This is a genomic window from Achromobacter pulmonis (assembly GCF_902859765.1).
GTDB lineage: Bacteria > Pseudomonadota > Gammaproteobacteria > Burkholderiales > Burkholderiaceae_B > Achromobacter > Achromobacter pulmonis.
In genome coordinates this window covers 1-21029 of record NZ_CADIJV010000051.1, presented here as the reverse complement: position 1 = coordinate 21029, position 21029 = coordinate 1, and the positions used below count along the sequence as shown (strand labels likewise).

The following is a 21029-nucleotide window of genomic DNA, read 5'->3' as shown; positions in this document are numbered from 1 at the left end:
CGGCGGGCGCCGCAGCAGTAAAAAAAACCGGATCGGCCTTGCGCGGCTGGCGCGGACGCGGCCGGCGGCCCTCGGGGAACAGCACGTCCTGGCCCAGCGTTTCGCGCATCGATGCGGCCAGCGCCACGGCATCGGCACGGGCATTGCCGGCCAGCAACGCGTCGGCGCGCAGATCGGCCAGCGACTGCATGGCCACGCGCAGACCGCCGACGGCGCGCACCGTCTTGGCCACGAAATCATCCGGATCGCGGCTCAAGGTTTCATCGGCGGCCACGATTGCCTGGCCGTATTTCTGTTCGTCGAAACGGATTTTCGCGATGTAGGACCATGGCTCGCCCTTGGAGGGATTGCGCTGCGCAATCTCTTCAAACTGCGCGACGGCCTGGTCGACGCCTTTCTGCTCCAGCGTCTTTTGCGCCGCGGCCATGGACTGTTTGTATTCAGCTTCCGACTGCGGTTTGACGGATGCGCAGCCGGCCATTAATGCAACGACACCTGCAATAACAACGAGGCGGGAAAAGGGCATTTTTAAGCACCTAGCAAGGTTGTAACTAGGGGCCGTATTTCAACAACCTTTTGTTAGTGCAGCGCTACAGCGAGTGTCTTCATGTTACTTGCGTCGATTTTGCACGCATCATGCCGCGATCTGTATTGCTTCACACACTTCCGGTATAAAGGGCCATGACCAAACATATCCATTTATCACGTTTGTTCGCGGTAATGGCGTGCGTGCTCGCAAGCGGCGCCATTACTGGATGTGCGGCCGTATCGGCCATTGGCGCGGTGGCCGGTTTGACCGGCAACGCGATGGAGATGGCGGGTTTGAAAAAGCCTGAAAACGCGCCCGTGGAAGTGAATCTGGCGATTCATGCCGGAGAAAATCTGAATGCCGGCAGCGGCCAATCGATGGCGGTAGTTACAAAAATATACTACCTGAAGAATCCTGAGCAATTCCAGCGTGCGCCGCTCACGCAATTGATAGACACTGCCGGGGAGAAAGCGGCGCTGGGGGAATCGATGCTGGGTTCGCGCGAGCTTACGCTCACGCCGGGACAGCGTTATGAGACGGTCGAGAAAGTCCCCAAGCAGGCGGATTACATCGCCATCGCCGGGCTGTTCTACGCCCCCGCGCCGATGCGTTGGAAGTACGTATTCAAGGTCGAAGACGTGGAAGACAGCGGTATTGTCCTGGGCGCGCATGCGTGCGCGCTGACGGTGGCCACGGGCGAGCCCGCGTTGCCGGCGGGCGTGCCCGCCTACGATCCATCGCGCTTGTCCGGCGTGCAGTGTCCGGGTTGACGCGCGCATCGCGGCCGTCGCTGTCCATCCAACCTTCTCTATATATAGCGATATAGAAACCGGGAAAGACGAAACAGGGAGCGTCTATTTTGAGTTACTTAGCCAAAGTCCTCTGGGGCGAGGGTTTGTTTCTGCGTCCGCAGCATTTCCAGCGGCAGGACGCCTATCACGAAGACCGGCTGGCCGAGATGGCCCGGGCGCTGCATCCCTATGCATGGGGGCTGCGCGCCGCGCGTTTCGATGCCTCGGCGCTGGCCAATGGCATGTTGCGCGCCACCGAGATGAGCGCCGTGTTTCCGGATGGCGAACTCTACAGCGCGCCGCACGGCGACGAACTGCCGCCCCCTGTCGCGCTGACGGCGCTGGACGGCGTGAGCGAAGCCGTGTTCTATCTGGCGATCCATCCGCTGAAAGCGATCGGCGGCAACTACCGCGATGCGCAGGCCGCGGGCGGGTTCGACACGCGCTACACGCACAACAATACGCCCGCGCCCGACCTCTATACCGGCGCCACCACCGCCGAACTTGCCTTCCTGCGCAAAGACGTGCGCCTGATTTCCGAGTTCGAACCGCGTGACGCCCTGCTGGCGATCCCGGTGGCGCGCGTGCGGCGCACCGCCAGCGCGGGCTACGAACTGGACAGCGCTTTCATCCCGCCGAGCCTGTCGCTGGCCGCCTCGGGCGCGCTGCACGAGCAATTGCGTCGACTGCTCGATGCCCTGCAGGCCAAAGTCAACGCGCTCTACGGCTTTCACCGCGAACCCAGCAAGAACATCATCGAATTCCGCTCGGGCGATGTGGCGTCCTTCTGGCTGCTGCACACCGCCAACGAGGCCTACGCCACGCTGTCGCACCTGTTCCATCATCCGCAACTGCATCCCGAGCGCCTGTTCCAGGAATTGGCGCGGCTGGCGGGAGCGCTGATGACGTTCTCCAAGGAGCACACGCTGGCGGATCTGCCGGTGTATCGCCACGATGCGCCCGGGCCGGCCTTCGCCCGCATGGACGAGATCCTGCGCGACTTGCTCGAAACCGTGATCTCGACGCGTTACTTCTCCATCGTGCTCGAAGAACTGCGTCCTTCGTTCCACATGGGGCGGCTCGACTCGGAAAAGCTCGACGAAACCACCTCGCTGTACCTGTCGGTGCAGGCCGCGATGCCCGCCGCCGAACTGGCGGAGAGCGTGCCCATGCGCTTCAAGGTCGGCGCGCCTGAAGACGTGGACAAGCTGGTGCTGTCCGCCATGCCAGGCGTGCCGCTCACCTACACGCCGCAGGTGCCGCCCGCCGTGCCGGTCAAGCCTGGCGCCATCTATTTCGCCTTGCAGACCCGGGGCTCGCTCTATGACCGCATGCTGCAGGCGCGCAGCATCGCCATCTACGCCCCCGCCGGCATTCCCGAACTCAAGCTGGATTTGATCGCAGTGACCCGCTGACAGGAACGACACCGCCATGACCGCTGACACCCCTTCCCTGATGCCAGCAGCAACGCTGCCGCCGCGCGCGGCGGAATTTCACGCCAGCCGCCCGGCCAGGTCATTGCTGGATCTGTTGTACGACGGCTTCCTGATGCTGTTCTTGCTCAAGAGCGGGCAGGAACCCGCCGACGCGGCCGCGTTCTCGGCGCGGGTGCAGCAGTTCCTGGCGGACTACGAGCGCGCCGCCAAGAAAATGGACGCCGCCGCCGAGGACGTCTACGCCACCAAGTACGCATTCTGCGCCGCCGTCGATGAGACCGTGTTGAATTCCCATTTCGCCATCCGCGACGCCTGGATGCTGCAGCCGCTGCAACTCACGCTGTTCGGCGAACAGCTGGCGGGCGAGAACTTTTTCGCCCGGCTCGAAGACCTGCGCGCGCAGGGCGCGCCGCGCCTGCAATCGCTGGAGGTCTATTACATGTGCCTGCTGCTCGGCTTCCAGGGCAAGTACCTGATCGAGGGTCAGGAAAAGCTGGGATACCTGACCGCGCGGCTGGGCGACGAGATTGCGCTGTTGCGCGGCAAGCGCACCGGCTTCGCGCCGCACTGGCCCCTGCCCGACAAGGTGGCGCACACGCTCAAGCGCGACGTGCCGCTGTGGTCGATCATGGCGCTGTTCGCGTTGCTGGGCCTGCTCGCGTACCTGGGCATGGGCCACTTCCTGAACACCGAAATGCAGACCGCGATGGCGCCCTATCACGACATCGTCAAGTTGGGTCCGCGCGCGGCCCATTTGACGATATCGCTGCCTTAGCGGCAGCCGACACACTCGCACGCGCCTCTGGTCCCGCCGATCGATTACCGCCCAGCCCTATGAACGCCTTGCCATCTGACGCCCCGGCCTATTCCACGCTCAACATCGCCACCCTGTCGCAACAAGCGCGCATGCTGCGCCTGAGCACCGCGCTGGATGCCGAGCTGGTGGTCGAGCACATGCGCCTGCGCGAAGGCGTGTCGCGCCTGTTCTCGCTGACACTCGATTGCCTGGCCGCCAGCGCCGAGCTGGACGTGGCGGTCTTGCTGGGCAAGGAAATCAGCGTCAGCCTGCTGCAGGCCGATGGCTCGATGCGGCGCTGGCACGCGGTGGTGGAAGGCGTGGACGCGCTGGGCGCCGACGGCGGGCTGGCGCGCTACCGCCTGCACGCCGCGCCCTGGATGGCCGCGCTGGCCTTGCGCCGCGACAGTTTCGTCTATCAGGACCTGTCGGTGCAGGACATCGTCAGCGAGGTCTTTTCGGATTATCCCCAGGCGGCGTTCGCCTTCGAGCTCACCGAGGCGCCAAAGCCCCGCCCCCTCTGCACGCAGTACCGCGAATCGGACCTGGCGTTCGTGCAGCGCATCCTGGCGGAAGCCGGCCTGAGCTACCGCTTCGAACACCAGCAGGATGAGGGCCAAGGCGATGGCGGCGGCGCGCGCCATCGCGTGGTGATCTTCGACGCCGGCGCGGCGCGCCCGGAAGACCCCGCCTCGCCCCTGCGGTTTCACCGCAGCGATGCCACGGAAACCCGCGACAGCATCACGCGCTTTGCCGCGGCGCAGTCGGTGCGCCCGGGCAGCGTGGCGCGCGCGGCCTGGAACGAGCGCACCCTGACCGCGCATGCGGCCCAATCGCAATCGCAGGTCCGGGTCGAGACGCTGCCCGTGCTGGAGGACTACGATTACGCCGGCCACGGCCGCTACGCCGATGACGCCGCCGCCGAGCAGAGCGCGGCGCGTTCGCTGCGCGCGCACGAGTCGCGGCTGCTGCGGTTCGAAGGCGCCGGCACGGCCCGCTCGCTGGCGCCCGGCCGGATCTTCGCCTTGAGCCAGCATGACCGTTACGCGCAAGGCGGCGGCGCACAGGCCATCGACGAGCTTGCCGGCAATCGATACGTGCTGCTCGAAGTCACGCATGAGGCCACCAACAACTTGGGCGGCCAGGCCGCGCAGGTCCTGGACAGGCCGGACCTGGAACGCGGCACCTATCGCAACCGTTTCAGCGCGCAGCCCGAGGCGGCGGCGCTGATGCCGGCGTGGCGCGCGCGCCCCACGGCGCCCGAAGGCCTGGCCGCCGTGGTGGTCAGCGCCAACGATGCGCCCATTACGTCTGACCGCGATCTGCGCGTGAAGGTGCAGTTTCCCTGGCAACGCGGAGAGAAGCCGCTGAGTGGCGGCCTGCCGCAGCGCACGCATGGCGACACCCGCGGCAACGCGCCCGGCGACGACCGCTCCGGCACCTGGCTGCGCGTGGCCAGCGCCCAGGCGGGGCCCAACTGGGGCGCCCACCATCTGCCGCGCGGCGGCACCGAAGTCATCGTCGAATTCATCGACGGCGACATCGACCAGCCTGTCGTGGCGGGCCAGCTATACAACGACGCCGATCTGCCGCCCTGGTCCGCGGGCGAAGACGGCGACGCCAATCACGCGGGCGTGCTGAGCGGCTGGCATAGCCAGGGCCTGGATGGCGCCGGCCGCAACCAATGGGTCTTCGACGACACCAAGGGCAAGCTGCGCACGCGCCTGGCCAGTTCCACCGCGGCCACGCAGCTGGGCCTGGGCTATCTGGTGGAACAGGGCCTGGACGAGGCCAGCCGGGGGCCATGGCGCGGCACGGGTTTCGAACTGCGCTCGGATGCCTGGGCCGTGGCGCGCTCAGGCCAGGGCATGCTGGTGTCGGCGACGGCGCGCGAACAAGGCAAGTCGACCCAGGCCGATGCCCAGGAGGCCCTGCTGCTGCTGCGCGGCGCGCAGGACGCCTCGCGCCGGCTCAACGACAGCGCCGGCCAGCATCAGGCGCGCCCCTTGGCGGCGGCCGCGGGCTACGACGAACTCCTCCAGGCGCTCGACCCGGAACAGGACGGCCGCTATGCGCCCCAGGTCAATGGCCAGGCCGCGGGAAAGGCCGTCAATGGCCAACGCTCGGCCCAAGCCCACATCGAACGCATCAATGGCCCGCACCTGTTGGTCGACTCCCCCAACTCGCTGAATCTCGCCACGCCGGCCAGCGCCGTGCTGCACGCGGGCGAGCATCTGCATGCCACCGCGCAATCCGATGCGCATGTGGCGGCCACGCAGACGTACGCCGCCGTGTCGGCCCGCTCCGCGAGCGTGTTCGCGCAGCAAGGGCCGATCCGCGCGATTTCGGCGCAGGCGCCCGTGTCGCTGCATGCGCACACCGACATCCTTGAAGCACTGGCGGGACAGGAAATCACCGTGACCTCGTCGGCCGAAGGCATCGAAATCCTGGGCAACCAACGCGTCACCCTGCAGGCGGCGGGCGGCAGCGTCACGCTCGACGGTGCGGACATCGTATTCAAGGGACCCGGCCTGTTTTCGGTCAAGGGCGCGACGCACAACTTCGTCGGTCCCGGCAGCGATGCCGCCAGCCTGCCGGCATTGCCCAGCACCACCGTCGACGATCCGCTCATCGTGAGCGCGGAACTGGTGCACAAGGACGGCGCCTTCGCCAAGACGGCCAAGAAGGCCGGGGCCAGCCTGATGGCGGGCTTTGGCGGCGCGACGGGCGCCCTCGGCGATATCGTGCCGGAGGGCCTGGGCGAAACGGCCGCCAGCGCGGCCGGCAAACTGTCGCAGTTGGCCGGCCAGGCCAATGCGCTGGCCGACCTGGCGAAGAATCCCATGGGCGCGCTGTCGGCCGCACCCGGCCTGCTGGGCCAGGCCAGCCCCGCCGCCGGCGGCCTGCTGGCCAAGGCCAGGAACGCCATGGGCCTGGTGTCGCAAGCGCAGGCAATGGCCGCAAATCCCATGTCGGCGCTGCCCGCGGCCAACGGTCTGCTGGGCGCCGTGGCGCCGGGCGCAGGCGGCATGCTGGACAGCGCCGCGTCCGCCGCGGGCGCCGTTTCCCAGGCGGCCGCTCTGGTCAAGGACCCGATGTCCGCCCTGCCCGCCGCCACCGACATGCTGGCAGCCGCCGCGCCGCAAGGCGCGTCCTCGATGATCAGCGGCGCGGCGGGCCTGGCGGGGATGGGAGCGGGCACCGCTGGCACGGATGCCGCCCTGGGTACCGGTGACGCGGCGCGCGCCGGGGCCGGCTCCGGCTCCGCCGCCGCCGTCGCGGCGACCTCCGCTACCGAAGCCACCTCCGCCGCGGGAGCGACTTCTGCTGCAGGAGCGACTTCTGCTACAGGAGCGACTTCTGCTACAGGAGCTACCTCTGCTACAGGAGCTACCTCTGCTACAGGAGCTACCTCTGCTACAGGAGCGACTTCTGCTACAGGAGCGACTTCTGCTACAGGAGCGACTTCTGCTACAGGAGCTACCTCTGCTACAGGAGCGACTTCTGCTACAGGAGCTACCTCTGCTACAGGAGCGACTTCTGCTACAGGAGCGACTTCTGCTACAGGAGCTACCTCTGCTACAGGAGCCGCCTCGACTGCCGCTGTTGCGCCTGTCGCCGCATCGGCATCTGCCCAGACATCGGCGTCGGCGTCCACCACCGCACCAGCAACGGCTTTCGAAGCCACGGCTTCCTCGCCCTCCCCTTCGGCCAGCGCCGCTGCCCTCGCGGCGCCTGGCGCGGCGACGCTGCAGGCCGCCGGAACGCCCACCGTGTCCGTCCCGGCCTCGCCCGCGACGGGCACGACCTTCGGCGGCGCCCCCGCAGCCACCGGCGAGTCCGCCTTCTCCGCTACGGCGGCCGCATCGGCGGACAGCGCCGGCGCCCAGCCGGCGAACGCGAACGCGGCTCTGGCTGCCGGCGGGGCGCAGACAGGCGCTGCGGCGAATCTCCCCTCGGCCGGCATGGCCGGCGCCGACCTGCCTGACGCGGGAACTGGCGTCCACACCGACAGAGGGGCTCTCGCTGACGCCGGCAGCAGCGCTGGCCTTGCCTCGGCCACGGCAGACGTCAGCAGTACGCCGGGGCTCGCGGCCAGCGCGACGGGCCTGGCCGCCCATGACGCGGGCATGCAGGCGGGCGCTGCCGCCGGCCTGACCACCCCGAATCCGGCGGACGGCATGCTCGCTGCGGCATCCGCCGCCACCGATCCTGCCGCCACGCCAGCCGCGCCAGCCTCCGCCGCCCCTGACGCGTGGCGCCCCACCGCCCGCCTCACCGACGCCGCCTTGCAGGACATGGGCCAGGCCGGCGCATCGACAGCGGCCCCCGGCGCACTGGCGGCCGCTGCCGGCACAACGGCGGCCACCGGCCCGGGGCGCCCCCTTCTCGAAGACAGCAGCCCTCGGGCCGCTGACGGCCGCCATCTTGTCGCCGGCCGGGCCGACGCCCATGCCACCCCGGGCGGGCCGGCCAACCCGGCCGCGCCAGGCATCCCGACAGCCACGGGCGCTGCCGCCGCCTTCGCCACGCCGGCATCGTCCACTGCGCTGGCCTTCATCGCCCAGGCCAGCGCGGCGCCAGATGGCGCCACGCCACCATCCGGATCGGCGCCGGCCCGGCACGCCGCGCAAGCCGCGCCGCAACGGTTCGCCGCCGCCCCTCCGGGCGATTCCCTCGCGCCGGCCTCCGGCAGGCCGAACCACCACGACGCCGCCCGGGCCACGCTTGCCGCCACCGCCCCGACTGGCGGCCACGCGCCACAGGCAACGGACGGCGCCCTCCGGTCCCATCCGGCCACGCCGCCGAACGCGGCCTTGCTCGCCTCGCTCGCTGCGGGCGCGGGCAGCCTGCTCGGCACCACGACGGCGGCCGCCAGCGAGGCCGCACAACTGGCGCACGCCACGTCCGCCTCGCATGGCGGCTTGCCGGCCGCGGCGGAACCGCCGTCCCTCTCCGTGCCGTCTGGCATGGCCATGCCCGGCGCCGCGGGCCGCGATGTCCCGCCAGCCGCCATGCCGCAAGTCGAGGCGGCAGCCACGCTGTCCGCGGCCATGCCGCAAGGCGAAGCCGCAACCGCGCTGCCGGCGTCCGGCGCGATGGCCCAAGGCGCGCCCGCCATGCCGACGTCGGACGCCATGCCTGGCGACTCCGTGTCCGCCATCGGCGCCCCTGGCGCGCTGCCGACGGCCTCGCCAGCGCCGGCAGTGGACGCGGCGCCCCCCGCCACGCCCTCCTTGGCGGAAACGTCCGCCCCCCCTCCCAGCTTCGTGCCGGGCGCTGGCGCCGCCGACCTGCCGCAAGGCGCGGGACTGCCTGACACGCAATCTGCCCCAGCCGCTGGCCTCACGGGTATTGGCAGCGGTACCGCTACGGGTATCGCCGGCAATGCTGCTGCGGCGGCGGCCGGCGCTTCGCTCGCAACGGCGGGCACCTCCCCCACCGCCACCACCAGCGCCGTCGCCTCCGCCGCCAGCCCCGATACGGTCCTCGGCAGCACCACCGCGCGCGCGGCCGGCATGAGCGCCAGCGCACCGGCTACCCGCGCCACCGACCTGTCGGCCGCGGGCGGCGCCGCCACGGCAGCAAACGCGGGCGCGCCCGCCAGCGCCAATGCCGTCGCCGGCTCCGCGACGACGGGCGGCGTCGGCGCCACGGACGTCTCCGCGGTGGCAGGTGGCGGCGGACTCGCCACCTTTGCGCAACAGGCCGGCGCCGCCTCCACGGCCATGAGCGGCGCGTCGACGTTTCTGTCCAGCGGGGTCAGCGCCAACGTGGGCGCGGCCATCGTGCCCGTCATGACGCAAGCGCTGAACAGCGCCGGCGACCGGGCCGCCGCCCTCGGGTCGGCCGTCGACACCCTTTTCACGCTGCCCGACGTCAAGCAGGCCAACATCCCGGCCGTCGCCGGCGCCATCCTCAGCATGCCGGGGCTGTCCTCATCGGCTGTGCCGGGCGTGATCGGCGCCATCCTGCAATCGCCCACCCTGGCCACCGAAACACTGCCCAAGGTGGCCGAGGTGCTGATGAAAATCCCGGGCGTGGCCGATTCGCCCCTGCCGCAGATCGCCCGCGACGTGCTGGACACGATCGGCCTGGGTCCCGTGGCGCGCACGCAGGGCACCCATCTGCCTGGCGATACGCCCGCGGCCGGCGACGCCGGCCGGGTGGTGCCCGGCGTCTCGACCTATCGCGGCCGCCAGGACGGCGCGCGCCTGCAGTACGTGAACCTGGAACGCGCCGACGAGCGCTGGAACGACGGCAACGCGCTGACCACCACCGAGCGCCAGACCCGCCGCCCGCGCATCCACGTGGAATTCAACCGTCCCGGCTCGCACCGGTTCACCATCACCGTCAAGGCCGACCCCGGCAACATCGCCTATTCCAGCCGCGAACGCGGCCGCCGCGCCAGCTATCAGGAGCCGCACGCCAACCCGCGCAGCTATGTCACAGACGCGGACGGCACCCGCATCGTCGACGACATCGCCCTGCCCGCCGCCGGCCGCAATGTCTATCTGTTCGAAGTGCGCGACGAACGCGGTCAGTTGATCAAGACGGAACGCGTCGAGACCGCGCGCCGCCTGTACATCCAGGAAGTCATGTGCATGAGCGCGCGTCCGGCCGCCCATCTGGCCGACGTCACCCCGGTCACGGCGGAGTTCGCGCTGCACGGCATCGACATGATCCAGCTGCCCCGCCTGCGTTTCCGCGGGCGCTCGGCGGTCGACGCGGCCGACAGCCCTACCGCGCAGCAGGCCATCATGGACGCGGTGCGCCGCGTGTACGCCAGTTCCCCGGGCAAGCAGCGCGAGCCCTACACCCTGGTGGTCTGTCACGTCGACCGACTGGCCGCGCCCGGCACCAGTGGCGACATGCGCCTGCCCGTTCCGGCCGGCCCGGGCGGGCGCGTCATGACCGTTCCCATCCTCAACGACGATCGCACGCTTGCCAGCCTCTGGTACGAATTCGACGACGGCGACGATTGGTTGGTGCATGCCCGCTACATCCATACGGACGCCTCGGGCGTGGAGCGGTCGATCCCGATTCCGCGCCACCTGATGACGCCGGTCCGCGAAAACTCTGGCGCCGTCTTCTCCGTCACCGTCGACCTGACCCGGATTTCCGCCACGCCCTTGCGCGGCATGCTCAATATCCAGTTCAACACGGTGGCCGCGAGCTACGCGGGCCTGGCGCTCACCGGCACCAACCTGCTGTTTGTGTCCACGCTGGACCCGTACGAGCCCAACTCGCAGGCCTACCTGACCGAAACGCTGGCGCACGAAATGGGCCACCTGCTCGGCATGGTGCCCAGCGGCCCGGATTGGCCCGGTCTGCGCGATGAAGACCCCTCGGCCGACGACTCCAAGCTGGATCCGCCGCAACACTTCTACTACAACATGGGAGGCCACTGCTACTTTGGCCTGCCCGACCAGAATGGAGAGTACAGCGACGAGATCGGACAATGCGTGATGTACGGCATCACCTGCGCCAACATCCACTTCTGCCCGAGCTGCAGCAAGGCCGTGCGCAAAGTGGACTGCTCCGAAGGCTGGAGCTCATTCTGATGCCATTCTCTCCGCCGCCAAGAATCCTCGCTGCCTGACACATTCAAGATGCCCATCATGACTACCGACTGGATCGAGCCCGCCACTTTCGCCTCGGTGCCCCCGCATTCGCAGCAAGAGCATGCCTGCATGCCGCCGCTGCAGGGCTACGACGCGCAGATGCGCATTGCCGCGCCTTCGCGCGTGAAGATCCGCGACGGCAACACCCTGACGATTCCCATCTGCGCGCGCGGCATCCTGCCCGCGGTCGAGAACCGGCAACTGCCACGCTTCGTGGCGGTGGATACACGCAGCGGCAAGGTCTATCGCGGTGTCGCGTTCGACTACGTGCGTCCCAAGCTGCCCAACGTTGCCGTCGATCCCAGCAAGGGCCCGACACCGCCCAAGATCGCGCTGCCCCCGGGCATGACAGTGGAAACGCGCTTCACCACCGACATGGCCGGCGTGCTGCACCTGCCCGCCACGCCGGCCACGTACGAAGTCTATATCGAGGCCGAGGACGTGAAATCGAACACCGTGACCATCGAGGTCGAAGACGGCGCCAAGTAGGGCGCCACGAAAAAAAAGCGGCCCTGCTTTCCAGGGCCGCCGCCATCACCGCCACGCCGCCGCTCAGGGCCGCGCCGGCGTCATCTGCCGCAGGTTCTGCTCATTGCGCGCGGCCTGGCCTTCCACCCGCTCGGCGTTGCTCATGTCGTCGGCGCGCTGCGCCATCTCCGCCTTCGCATCAGTCTTGGCGAACACGTCTTTGTCGCGCACGCGGAAGTACATCGTGGTGCTGGCCAGCAGATGGTCGGGCCAACTGCTCAGCATGGCGTCGTGCACCAGCCAATCGAACAGCGTCATGACCTTGGCCGGCAGTTGGGTCTTGCCGTCGCGCGCTTCGCGCCAGGCCGTCAGCAGGCGCTGCTGCATCGCGCGCTCGGCCTTCATGTCGGCCAGCGGATCGACCCGCTTTTCCGGCGTGCCGCCGCCGCGCCGGATGATCTCGTCGCGCATGTCCTGGCGGTCGCGCTGGTCCTGCTCCATCTGCTCGATGGCGCGCAGGACCTGCGGGTTATTGCGCGCCAGGTCCTGGCGGCGCTGTTCGGTCGCCGCATCCTGGCGCTCGCTGTTTTCCAGGCGCTTGTATTCCTCTTCCAGGCGCTCCCATAACGGCTTGAACCGCTGTGGCGGCGCCTCGCCCCGACTGGCGTCGGCGCGTTCGCGGCGCTCTTTGACCAGCGCTTCCAGTTCACGCGCCCGCGCCGTGGTCTCGGGCTTGGCAAGCGCTTCCGAAGAGAGCATCGACAGGCGGCGCTGTTCCTGCATGAGCTCCTGCTCAGGCGTGAAGAAATCACGATCCTTGATCCATTGCTCGGCCGGATCGGACAGCCCCGCGCGGAACACCGGGTCCTGATAGCGGACCGCCAGCCAGCGCAGAAACACCTCCATGTGTGGCGCAAAGTCGCAGCCCGGCTCGTACTTGACCAATTCGCGGTAAGCGGCCACCAGATCCTGCACATAGTGCTTCTGGCCCTCGGCCTCGATGGGGCTGGCCAGCGTCAGCATGCTGTAGGCCGTGATATTGGTCTCGTACAGCGACTCCATGCAATGGATGGCGGCGCCCTGCGCGATGGCCAGATTCATCATTTCTCGCAACGGCACGCGCGACAGCGATGCCCGCGTGCCCAGCGACCCCTGCGGCGCCACGCCCGTCACGTCGCCACTGGAGCCGGGATACAGATACTGCAAACCGCGCGTCTTTTCCAGCGAATCCATCCGCTGGTTGCGGCGCAGCTCATGCGCCGCCGCGAAATGCACCGCCTTCTCCACCGCCGCGGGCACGGCCAGGTTGCGGTCCTTGTGGCTTTGCTTGATCAGGTCGGTGACCGGCAGGAACCCCAGGAAGGTGTTCTCATCCATGATCGAGGCCACGGAATCGAACAGCCCCAGGAAGCGGATACGGATCTGCGCATTGGGCGCGCCGTCTTTTCCAATGATTGCCAGGTCCTGATCGTGGCGGCGCTTGTATTTCTTGACGATATCGTTGACGAATTGCTTGGCGATAATGCCCCCGCGGTCGCCGCCGAATACGGAAATCTCGATCCGCACGACCTTTTCCGTGCCGGCATTGGCCTGCTCGTAAGCCTGCTCGAACTGGCGCTTGGCCGCGTCCAGGCGCGTGTCCACCCCGGTTCCCATCAGGTAGGCCACCGTCTGGTTGTCCCGCACCACCGGCACCCCTTCCAGCAGCGTCGCCTTGGCGACGTTCTTCCCCGCGGTCCAGGCCACCTTCAGCGGATTTTTCCTGAAGTCCGCCCAGAACCCGCGCACCGTGGCGCGCGCCCGGTTGCCCAGGCGCTCCGGATCCATCGCATTCCAGATCCGCACCGTCTTCTCGGGCAGGCTCTTGACGTCCTTGATGACATCCTTGTAGGCCTTCACCATGGGCTGGTAGGAGCCGTCCTTGATCGACTGCTTGGTGGCCTTTTTGAGCCGCCCCATGCCATCCATGTCGGGCACTTCATCCAGCCGCGTAATGTTCTTCGCCGCGTCCTTCACGCTCGCCGCCGCCTTGTCGGCCATCTGCCCGCCCGCGATCGCCATGGCGTTGATGATCACATCCCGCTTGGCGTCCTCGTTCAGCTCCACGCCGATGCCGGAATAGTAGAACCGCAGCCAATGCTGCTTCTTCGGCCGGTCGCGGTCGCCCTCGGAAAAGTGCGCCATCCACAGGCGGCTGACGTTCGACAGGAAAGTGGGGTTGGCCTCGTCCAGGTCCTTGTTCCGGCCAAAGCCGTCGAAGAAGAATCCCATGCGCAGCGTCAACCCGCATTCGGTGCAGGAATCCTTGGGATAGGCGGCCGCGTTCTCGGCCATGGCCTTCAACACCGACGCGGGCGTGCGGTCCTGCTCTGGCACTTGCAACTCAGACATTCTTGTCTCCGGGCGCGGTTCCCGCCGCCTTGATCTGCGCGATCCGCTCCTTGGACAGGCGGAACACCGCGCGGCCGAAGTCGCCGGGCTTTCTATTCGCATCCTTCAACAGGGCTGAAAGCGCCGCGTCCTTGTCGAAATCCGACGCGACAACGAAATACAGGTACATATAGCCGCGCATGTCCTCACCATCCTCGATGCGATAACGCGTCCAGGCCTGCCGGGCGACCTTGCCCAGCACATTGCCGACTTCATGGATGTTCCGGTAAGCGCCGAGCGCATCGCGATGGTTCTCGTAGAGCCAGCGGGTGGTATCGACGATCGGAATCCGCACCTGCCCCAGCAGCTTGCGGCTCAACGCCAGCTCCATGTGCTCGTCCGGATAGATATGCAGTTCAAGAATCACCGGACCTTCGCCGTCCGGCACGCTCGCGGCGGGAAAGTGCACCTTGGTTTCCTTGTTGAACACCACGTCGTCGAGCTTGCCGTCGAACAGGTGCTTGCGCATTTCGTCCACGTCGCCGCCACGCCACTTGACGATGAAATCGGTGCCCTTCAGGGTGTAGCAGCAAGTCACGCTGCCCTCGCCGCCGCCGGACGGAATGGCCGACGTGCCGGCGGCCGCGCCTGATGCGTCGACCAGACGCACCGATGACAGCTCCCACGGCGTGTAGTTGTACGTCACGAAACTGACGCCCTGATAGGTGGGTTCGCCATTGCAGCCGGCCAACAGGCCCAGCCATATCAGCACGCCGATCAAGCCTTTACGCATTCCTTGCTCCCGAATTGTCCGGCTTCATGCCATCTCGTTGCGGCGACGGCGCTTCACGCATCACCCATCTCCCTGGCGGCCCGCTGCCGCGCCTGCACCTCGTCCCACACGGCGTCCGGCACGCCCGCCAGCGCTTTGGCCAATCCGCCCTCGACGCCCGGCCGATACGCGCGCAGGCATTCCCGTATCCGCGCGTGTTCGTCAAAGCGCGGCGAGATCGACACGCCCCAGGCGACGTAGTCGAACGTGTCCTTGTCGCCCGCCACGCCATGCGCGCGCGCGCTCCAACTGTGCCTGCACACGCGGCACCAGCGCGTCCTGGTCGGGATTGCCGGGCAACAGGCCCGGATACAGGCGGCGCAACTGCACCGCCAGTTTGTCGGGGTAATCCAGATCGAACAGCATCTGGTGCTGTTCCGGCGTGAAGCGCTCGATGCCTTGCGCGCGCTCGGCGGGCAGCCGTCCCGTGCCCGGCAGCTCGGCCTGCGAACCATCGCGCAGCGCGTAGCGCAGCGTAATCATGGGCGCCGCGAAACGCGCGCGCTGCTCGGGAGTCCACACCAGCAGGGCGCGCGCGAGAATGCGGCTGTCATACCAGTGCAGGAAGAACTCGCTGGCGTCCGGCAAGGCGTAGTCGCAGAAACGGCCAAAGTGCGCGAGCAGCTTTTCCAGCGGCACCGCCGAGGCAAAGCACTGCATCGCATAGCGGCCGCCGGCGCGCTCATGCAGCGCCTCCAGCACGCGCACCAGCACCGTGTTGAAGCCCGCGTAGCGTGGTCCCCGCAAGACGCCCTGCGAGGCGCCATCGATTTCGATCAGCAAAGGCGCCACGTCGGCATAGATGTCCAGCCCTGTCTGCGCCCAGATCGAGCCGAAGCTCAGGTCTGGGGTGGCGCGGATGCGCGCCAGCAGATCGGGGTGGCCGCGGAAATCGACGATCGCGTAAGCGCGCGCGGCTTCGCCGTGGGGGCCGCGGTGATGCGGCAATTCGGAGAACGTGGACCGCAGCGCGTCCTGCCAGGAATAAGCCATCGCCGTCACGCCTTGTCGGTGATGGACTGCACGCTTTCCTGGGCGTCCAGAATGCAGGTCTTGCAGACGGTGAACTGCGGGAACGGATAGGGCATCTGCGTCGGCCCGGCGAATTGCTTGTTGCCGGTCTTGACGTCAATGCGGCCCGGCGCCGTCACGGTGATGTTGCCGCCTTCGATCACGATGCTGGCGCCCGCCGCGTTCGCGATGCGGATGCGCTGGGGCGAGGCGTACTCGATGCCGGCATTGGCGCTGACCATGCGCAGGTCCTGCCGCGCCTGCACCGTCAACACGTCATGTTGCGAAATGACGTCCACCTCGCCAGTACCGGCGATGAGATCCAGGCCGGATTCCGCACCGCCCTTCTGCACCCCCGCCACGATGCCCAACGCCTGGCCCGTATGCACGCGCAACGCGCCGATGACGGCCAGGTTGTGGTCCCGCCCCGATGACCAGTGCACCAGTTCGCCAGCCGCGACCTGCACGTTGCGCCCCGCCGCCTGCGTCAGGCCCGCGCGGCCGGCCATCAACACCAAGGGATCGGTCAGGTGCGGCACCTTACCTTCGGCCGCCTCAGTGTGCTTGGCCGACGCATCGCCGACCGCGCCGCCAATCGCCTCGCCCGCCACGGTGCCCGATACCGCATGCGTCATGGCGGCCAGCGGCGGGCGTTCGCCATCCAGCCGGCTCGCGCCCGCCGCGGCAGTGCCGCGCGCCGAAGCCAGCCGCACGCCTTGGTGCGCGCCGATCACCCCGTCGAACGACTGCGCCATGATGTCGGCCTGCCCAGCCAACGCCAGCGGCGCCGCCGCGTCGCCCGCAGGCTCGCTGCCGCCGGCGGCATACGTGGTGAGCAGCACGCCGCCCCCACCACGCACGGCGCCAAACGCGTCGGTGCGCAGCTCCGCGCCCACGCCGCGCACATTGCCGCGATAGTTGCCGCTCTGGTGGATCAGGTGCCCCAGATTCAATTCGCTAGCCGCCTGCGTGGACTTGATCTGCATGCGCAGCTGGCCATCGCTGTCGTCGAACACGATCTGGTTGTAGCCGTCGCCGCCGAATTCCTTGCTCTTGAAACCGCTCAGGGCGGCCGCGTTGCGATGCTGATCGTCGCCGCCCGCCGCGCCATGCCACGCAGGCGCATTGCCGCTGGCCAGGTTGGCCTGCGCGCTCGGTTTGCCATCGGAAGCGGCCGCGTACACCTCGGCATTCATCGGCTCGCCCGCCCTGCCGCCAGGCGTGGACGGAATGCCGCCTTCGCCGCGCCCGTTGTAGAGCGCGCCGACGACCAGCGGCTGGTCGATGTCTTCATCCAGGAATCGAACCAGCACCTCCTGGCCGATGCGCGGCACGAAGCTCATTCCCATGCCCGCGCCCGCCTGGCGCTGCGCCACCCGCACCCAGCGGCTATTCGCCAAACCCTCGCCTGTGGATTGCCAATGGAAACGCACCCGCACATCGCCCCGCGCATTGCGATGGATCTCGTCTTCACCGCTGGCCTCGGTAGCGCCTTCGGCATTGGTGACGATGGCCGTGTGGACGCCAACGGCGGAAGGCGCGCCCGCCAGCCTTGCGCCGCGCGCGGCCACTGGCAAGGCGCGCCACGGCCGGTCGCAGCGCAGCGCGCGAAAGCGGTTGGCGTAGCCGACTTCATGCGCGCGCGCCAGCACCGCCGCGTCGGGGCGTTGCGCATCGAACGCGGCCTCGTCCCGGTCTGGCGAGCGCGACTGGCCAAGCCCGTCGTCCAGTTCGTCCAGGGCTCCAGCTCCCGCGTCCGGATCGTCTCCGGCGCCGGCCTCGAAATCCGCGCCGCGGGCATGTTCATCGTCAAAGCAGAGAAAGTCGTCCAGCGCGCCCAACCGGTCAGCCAGGCTGGCATCGTTCTGCCCGGGCAGATTGTTGACGCCCACGTGTTCCACGCGGTCCAGCGCGAACACCGGCTCAAAGCCCGGCTCGCCCGCCGGGCCCAGCGGCGACATCTCGCGCAGCGTAAACCGCGTGCCCGAACGGAAAGTGCGCACATTGCCGCGCCCGATGAAGGTCTCGGCGTGGGCCTGCGTCGCCTGCATCAGCAGGTTGGCCTGGAACTGGGCATGCGCCTGGTTCAGCAGCCCGCCCTGCCCCAACGGCTCAAACCATTCCAGCCCCGCGCGCTCGTCATCGGCGCCGCTGGCGGGGCCGGCCAGCGCCTGCCCGGTGATGGCGTACTTGCCGGTCTCATGCCAGGCCAGCAGCGTCACCCGCTCCACGCTCCGGCGCCGCCGGCGCGCAATGGCCTGCACGCTATCGCGCGATTCGCTCGCATGGGCGCGCTGGAACCGCACGCCCCCGCCCGCCGACTCGGCGTCCTCGCTCAGAACGCGACTGTCGGCAAAGATCAACACGGCGTGACGCGCCGGGGCGCTATCGTCCTCGACCGTGGTCCAGCCCAGCCCGGCTTCCGCGAGCAGACGCGACAGGAAGGCGTAATCGGTTTCACGATACTGCGTGGTGTAGGCGCGCGCGGGCAGTCCGGCCAGGTGGCCCTCGACGTCTGGAGACACTTTGTAGGTGTAGCCCTCGTAGCCGTCCAGCACGTGGCGCACGATATCGAGCACGGACTGCTTCTCATAGATGCGGCTGTCGCGCCGCTGCGTGGCCAGCCACAGCCATGGCGCCAGCGTCAGGCGATAGCGCGCCATGCCCGCGTTGCCGCCCAGCATTTCGGCCGCGCGCACCACGCCGCTGCGGCCGGCCTCGCTGCCGTCGGCGCGTGTGGTCCACAGGGTGGCGGGCCGCGACACCATGTCATTCAGATCCAGCGTGGCGTCCTCGGCCAGCGCCACCACGCGCATCTCGCCGAGCGTGGACAGCCCTTCGCGCGCCACCCAGCCTTCGACCTGCAGGGCCGACAGCGCGCCCTCGCCATCGAGGCGGTAGAGGCGGGACTCGGCGCTGAAACCGGCGTTGCTAGCGTTGACAGCCATGGAACGAAAACCTCGTGCGGACGTGGGCGATGCCGGCCGCTGCGGCCGGAAAGAATTCAGGGTTCAATGTTGGCTTGCGGCGTCGGGCATTCCACCGCGGTGCCCCACTGGCCCGCGCACACGCGCAGGCGGCATTGCTCGCTCTCGATGAAACTCAATCGGCGGCATTCCTTCAGCCGCTCGGACAAGGGCGAACCCGGCATCTCGCGTATGAAGATGCCATCCGATTTATAGACGCGCGTTCCTGGTGGCGATGCGGGCGGCAGGCCATAGCTCATCAACGCCGACAATAGCGCGGCATCGGTATCGGCGGGCTTTGCGTTCTTGCGCGGCGCGGCGGCGGGCTTGGCCGCGCGCGGCGCATTCGCCGATTGCGCGCCTTGGCTCGCGGCCTGGCGCGTGGGCCCGGGCGCCGGCGCCGCGGCGGCCGGCGGCGTCATCGCCAGCACGGACAGCGGATTGGTCGGCGCGCCTGGCGGCTCGGGTTCACCGCGCCCCAGATTCTCATCGCGCGCGGGCGGCGCCTCGTCAATGATGGACGCCACCGCGGGCGGCGCTTCCAGGGCGCTAAGCGGATTATTGCCGGTGGGTGCTGCCGAAAGCGATGCCCGCGGCAATGAGGCGCCGGCGGCCGCTGTGGGCACGGTGCCGGACACGGCGGCGGGCGCCTGCGCCACCATGGGCGCCGCGCCTTCGTCGTGGATCACCCAAGCGATGCCGCCCGCCAGCAACGCCAGCACCAACGCCAGCGCGGTCCAACGCCGCGCGCGCGAGCCATGCGGCGTTGCCATGTGTTTGACCTCGGCTTCCGGCGCGCGTCCTTCCAGCGCGGCCAGGATGCGCGATGAGTCGGCCTCGCCACGCGCGGCCGGTGAAGCGCTGAGCAGACTCGGCGCGGTCATCGTAGGGCGAGCTTTTTCTTTCTCTTCTGCCATGCGGATTCCCGTGTCAGCAGGAGGCGTGTGCAGCCCCCCTGTAACCAAGCCCGACGAGAATACCCGATAGGCTTATCTCGATCATTGCTCCTTGTTACGATTCCTAAGGGTCGGACGCTGTTTGCAACGCCGGATCGCTTGCCTCATGCGCGAATAGAACAAAAGATTACGCCTTCACATGAGGGACCTACCTTGCTGTTACTGCTGCCTCTGTATTTTTTGCTGGCGGTGGGCGTATCCGCTCTCCTGTTTTTCCCCGCTCTGCGCCAAGGCGCGGCCCGGGGTGTGCGCGCGTGCGTAGCAGGCGTGGCACGGGGCGCAACGCGCAGCGCGAGCCAGGCCGGTGACGCCGTGGGCGGCACGGCCGGCGCTGTTGGCAGAGGGGTCGGCGCGTCGCTGGAGTGGGTACGACGCTATCGCTGGCAGGTGATGATCGGGCTGGCAGTTGTGTCGCTTCCGTCACTTTTTGCTTTCGTCATGCGACACAATCACACATTCGTTTACAGCACCCAGACCACCGGTCCGGACCGCCGGATCCAGGCCTTGCTGGAAGGCGAACGGCTCGCGCCGCCCCCTGCCCTGCCACCCGAAGCCTTCACCACGCGCGAGGTCGAACTGGTGCGTCCGAAGCTGGCTGGCGCGAGCCGCAACTGGGACCTGCTGGACGCCGATTTCCGTCAACGGCTGCTGTTGGCCTACCGCATCATGCGTGAGCAGCACGGCTACGAAATGGCCCTGATCGAAGGCTACCGCAGCCCCGAACGGCAGGAAGAACTGGCGGGCCTGGGATCGCATGTGACGAACGCCGGCGCCTTCCAGAGCTACCACCAGTTTGGCCTGGCCGCGGACAGCGCGTTCTATCGCGATGGCAAGATCGTGATCTCCGAAAAGGATCCCTGGGCCATGCGTGGCTATGAACTGTTCGGCCAGACGGCCGAGCTGGTTGGCCTGACCTGGGGCGGCCGCTGGAAGATGATGGACTTCGGCCATGTGGAACTGCGCCGGCCGGGCGTCATGCAACGTGCGCGGGAGGCCGCGCAATAATGCTCCGCCTGCTCAAAAAAGGACTGATCGTCCTGGCCCTGTTCGCCGTGGTGTGGCTGGCCGTCATCATCTGGTGGCAAGAGTCGCACACGCTGCCCACCGGCGTGGACATCGGGCTGTACCTGTTCGCGTTGCCGCTAGCGCTCCTGGCCGCATTCTGGCTCGGTGCGCGCCTGGTGCGCGCGGCCCGCGCCCCCCGGGCCGCACCCGCAACGGCCGAGGCCGCGTCGCCGGCCAACGCGCC

13 protein-coding genes and 1 pseudogene are annotated in these 21029 nt (G+C 68.3%); 7 read left to right on the top strand and 7 right to left on the bottom strand.

Annotated features, from left to right (window positions below):
• On the bottom strand, positions 1–526 hold a 526-nt coding region (locus HV701_RS25195), incomplete at its 3' end, for an outer membrane protein assembly factor BamD (RefSeq protein ID WP_254595251.1).
• Between the two features lie 155 nt (positions 527–681).
• Here HV701_RS25195 and tssJ point away from each other — a divergent pair.
• The 5 genes from tssJ to HV701_RS25170 all read left to right on the top strand — a co-directional run bounded on the left by tssJ (position 682) and on the right by HV701_RS25170 (position 11666).
• Positions 682–1299 carry a type VI secretion system lipoprotein TssJ gene (gene tssJ / locus HV701_RS25190; RefSeq protein ID WP_236755082.1) on the top strand — a complete coding sequence of 206 codons (618 nt, stop codon included), beginning with the start codon at positions 682–684 and terminating at the stop codon, positions 1297–1299.
• A gap of 89 nt (positions 1300–1388) precedes the next feature.
• The gene (tssK, locus tag HV701_RS25185) at positions 1389–2735 is read left to right on the top strand and encodes a type VI secretion system baseplate subunit TssK (protein ID WP_175135727.1); all 1347 of its coding nucleotides are present in this window, start codon (positions 1389–1391) and stop codon (positions 2733–2735) included.
• 16 nt (positions 2736–2751) lie between these two features.
• On the top strand, positions 2752–3531 hold the full coding sequence (gene icmH, locus HV701_RS25180; RefSeq protein ID WP_175135726.1) for a type IVB secretion system protein IcmH/DotU: 780 nt from the start codon (positions 2752–2754) through the stop codon (positions 3529–3531).
• Positions 3532–3599: 68 nt separating this feature from the next.
• Positions 3600–11117 carry a type VI secretion system tip protein TssI/VgrG gene (gene tssI, locus HV701_RS26980; protein WP_175135725.1) on the top strand — a complete coding sequence of 2506 codons (7518 nt, stop codon included), beginning with the start codon at positions 3600–3602 and terminating at the stop codon, positions 11115–11117.
• 57 nt (positions 11118–11174) lie between these two features.
• Positions 11175–11666 (top strand): hypothetical protein, encoded by a 492-nt coding sequence (locus HV701_RS25170; RefSeq protein ID WP_254595250.1) that lies wholly within the window; start codon positions 11175–11177, stop codon positions 11664–11666.
• Between the two features lie 63 nt (positions 11667–11729).
• Here the strand turns inward: HV701_RS25170 and HV701_RS25165 are convergent, their stop codons facing one another.
• From HV701_RS25165 to HV701_RS25145, 6 genes are read right to left on the bottom strand one after another with little or no spacing between them, the layout of a single operon-like run.
• A complete protein-coding gene (locus HV701_RS25165) occupies positions 11730–14036 on the bottom strand; it encodes a phospholipase effector Tle1 domain-containing protein (protein ID WP_175135723.1) in 2307 nt (768 codons plus the stop codon).
• Positions 14029–14808, bottom strand: a complete 780-nt coding sequence (locus HV701_RS25160) for a hypothetical protein (RefSeq protein ID WP_175135722.1) — start codon at positions 14806–14808, stop codon at positions 14029–14031. Before HV701_RS25160 ends, HV701_RS25165 begins: the two co-directional genes overlap by 8 nt.
• Before the next feature lie 53 nt (positions 14809–14861).
• Complete coding sequence (locus tag HV701_RS26905; protein WP_254595249.1) at positions 14862–15032, bottom strand: hypothetical protein; 171 nt, start codon at positions 15030–15032, stop codon at positions 14862–14864.
• Positions 15010–15840, bottom strand: coding sequence for a DUF4123 domain-containing protein (locus HV701_RS25155; protein WP_254595248.1), 831 nt, complete (start codon positions 15838–15840; stop codon positions 15010–15012). Before HV701_RS25155 ends, HV701_RS26905 begins: the two co-directional genes overlap by 23 nt.
• A gap of 5 nt (positions 15841–15845) precedes the next feature.
• The gene (locus HV701_RS25150) at positions 15846–18806 is read right to left on the bottom strand and encodes a type VI secretion system Vgr family protein (RefSeq protein ID WP_175135721.1); all 2961 of its coding nucleotides are present in this window, start codon (positions 18804–18806) and stop codon (positions 15846–15848) included.
• Between the two features lie 56 nt (positions 18807–18862).
• A complete protein-coding gene (locus tag HV701_RS25145) occupies positions 18863–19708 on the bottom strand; it encodes a hypothetical protein (protein WP_175135720.1) in 846 nt (281 codons plus the stop codon).
• Positions 19709–19933: 225 nt separating this feature from the next.
• Between HV701_RS25145 and HV701_RS25140 the strand changes: the two genes are divergently transcribed.
• Positions 19934–20785 (top strand): M15 family metallopeptidase, encoded by an 852-nt coding sequence (locus HV701_RS25140; protein WP_175135719.1) that lies wholly within the window; start codon positions 19934–19936, stop codon positions 20783–20785.
• Positions 20785–21029 (top strand): annotated as a pseudogene (locus HV701_RS25135) (hypothetical protein); the annotation flags it as partial. The gene HV701_RS25140 and the pseudogene HV701_RS25135, both read left to right, overlap by 1 nt.

Coding starts and splice junctions, on each gene's coding strand:
- tssJ (WP_236755082.1), top strand. CDS start 682: ATGACCAAACATATCCATTTATCACGTTTGTTCGCGGTAATGGCGTGC.
- icmH (WP_175135726.1), top strand. CDS start 2,752: ATGACCGCTGACACCCCTTCCCTGATGCCAGCAGCAACGCTGCCGCCG.
- HV701_RS25170 (WP_254595250.1), top strand. CDS start 11,175: ATGACTACCGACTGGATCGAGCCCGCCACTTTCGCCTCGGTGCCCCCG.
- HV701_RS25165 (WP_175135723.1), bottom strand. CDS start 14,036: ATGTCTGAGTTGCAAGTGCCAGAGCAGGACCGCACGCCCGCGTCGGTG.
- HV701_RS25160 (WP_175135722.1), bottom strand. CDS start 14,808: ATGCGTAAAGGCTTGATCGGCGTGCTGATATGGCTGGGCCTGTTGGCC.
- HV701_RS25155 (WP_254595248.1), bottom strand. CDS start 15,840: ATGGCTTATTCCTGGCAGGACGCGCTGCGGTCCACGTTCTCCGAATTG.
- HV701_RS25150 (WP_175135721.1), bottom strand. CDS start 18,806: ATGGCTGTCAACGCTAGCAACGCCGGTTTCAGCGCCGAGTCCCGCCTC.
- HV701_RS25145 (WP_175135720.1), bottom strand. CDS start 19,708: ATGACCGCGCCGAGTCTGCTCAGCGCTTCACCGGCCGCGCGTGGCGAG.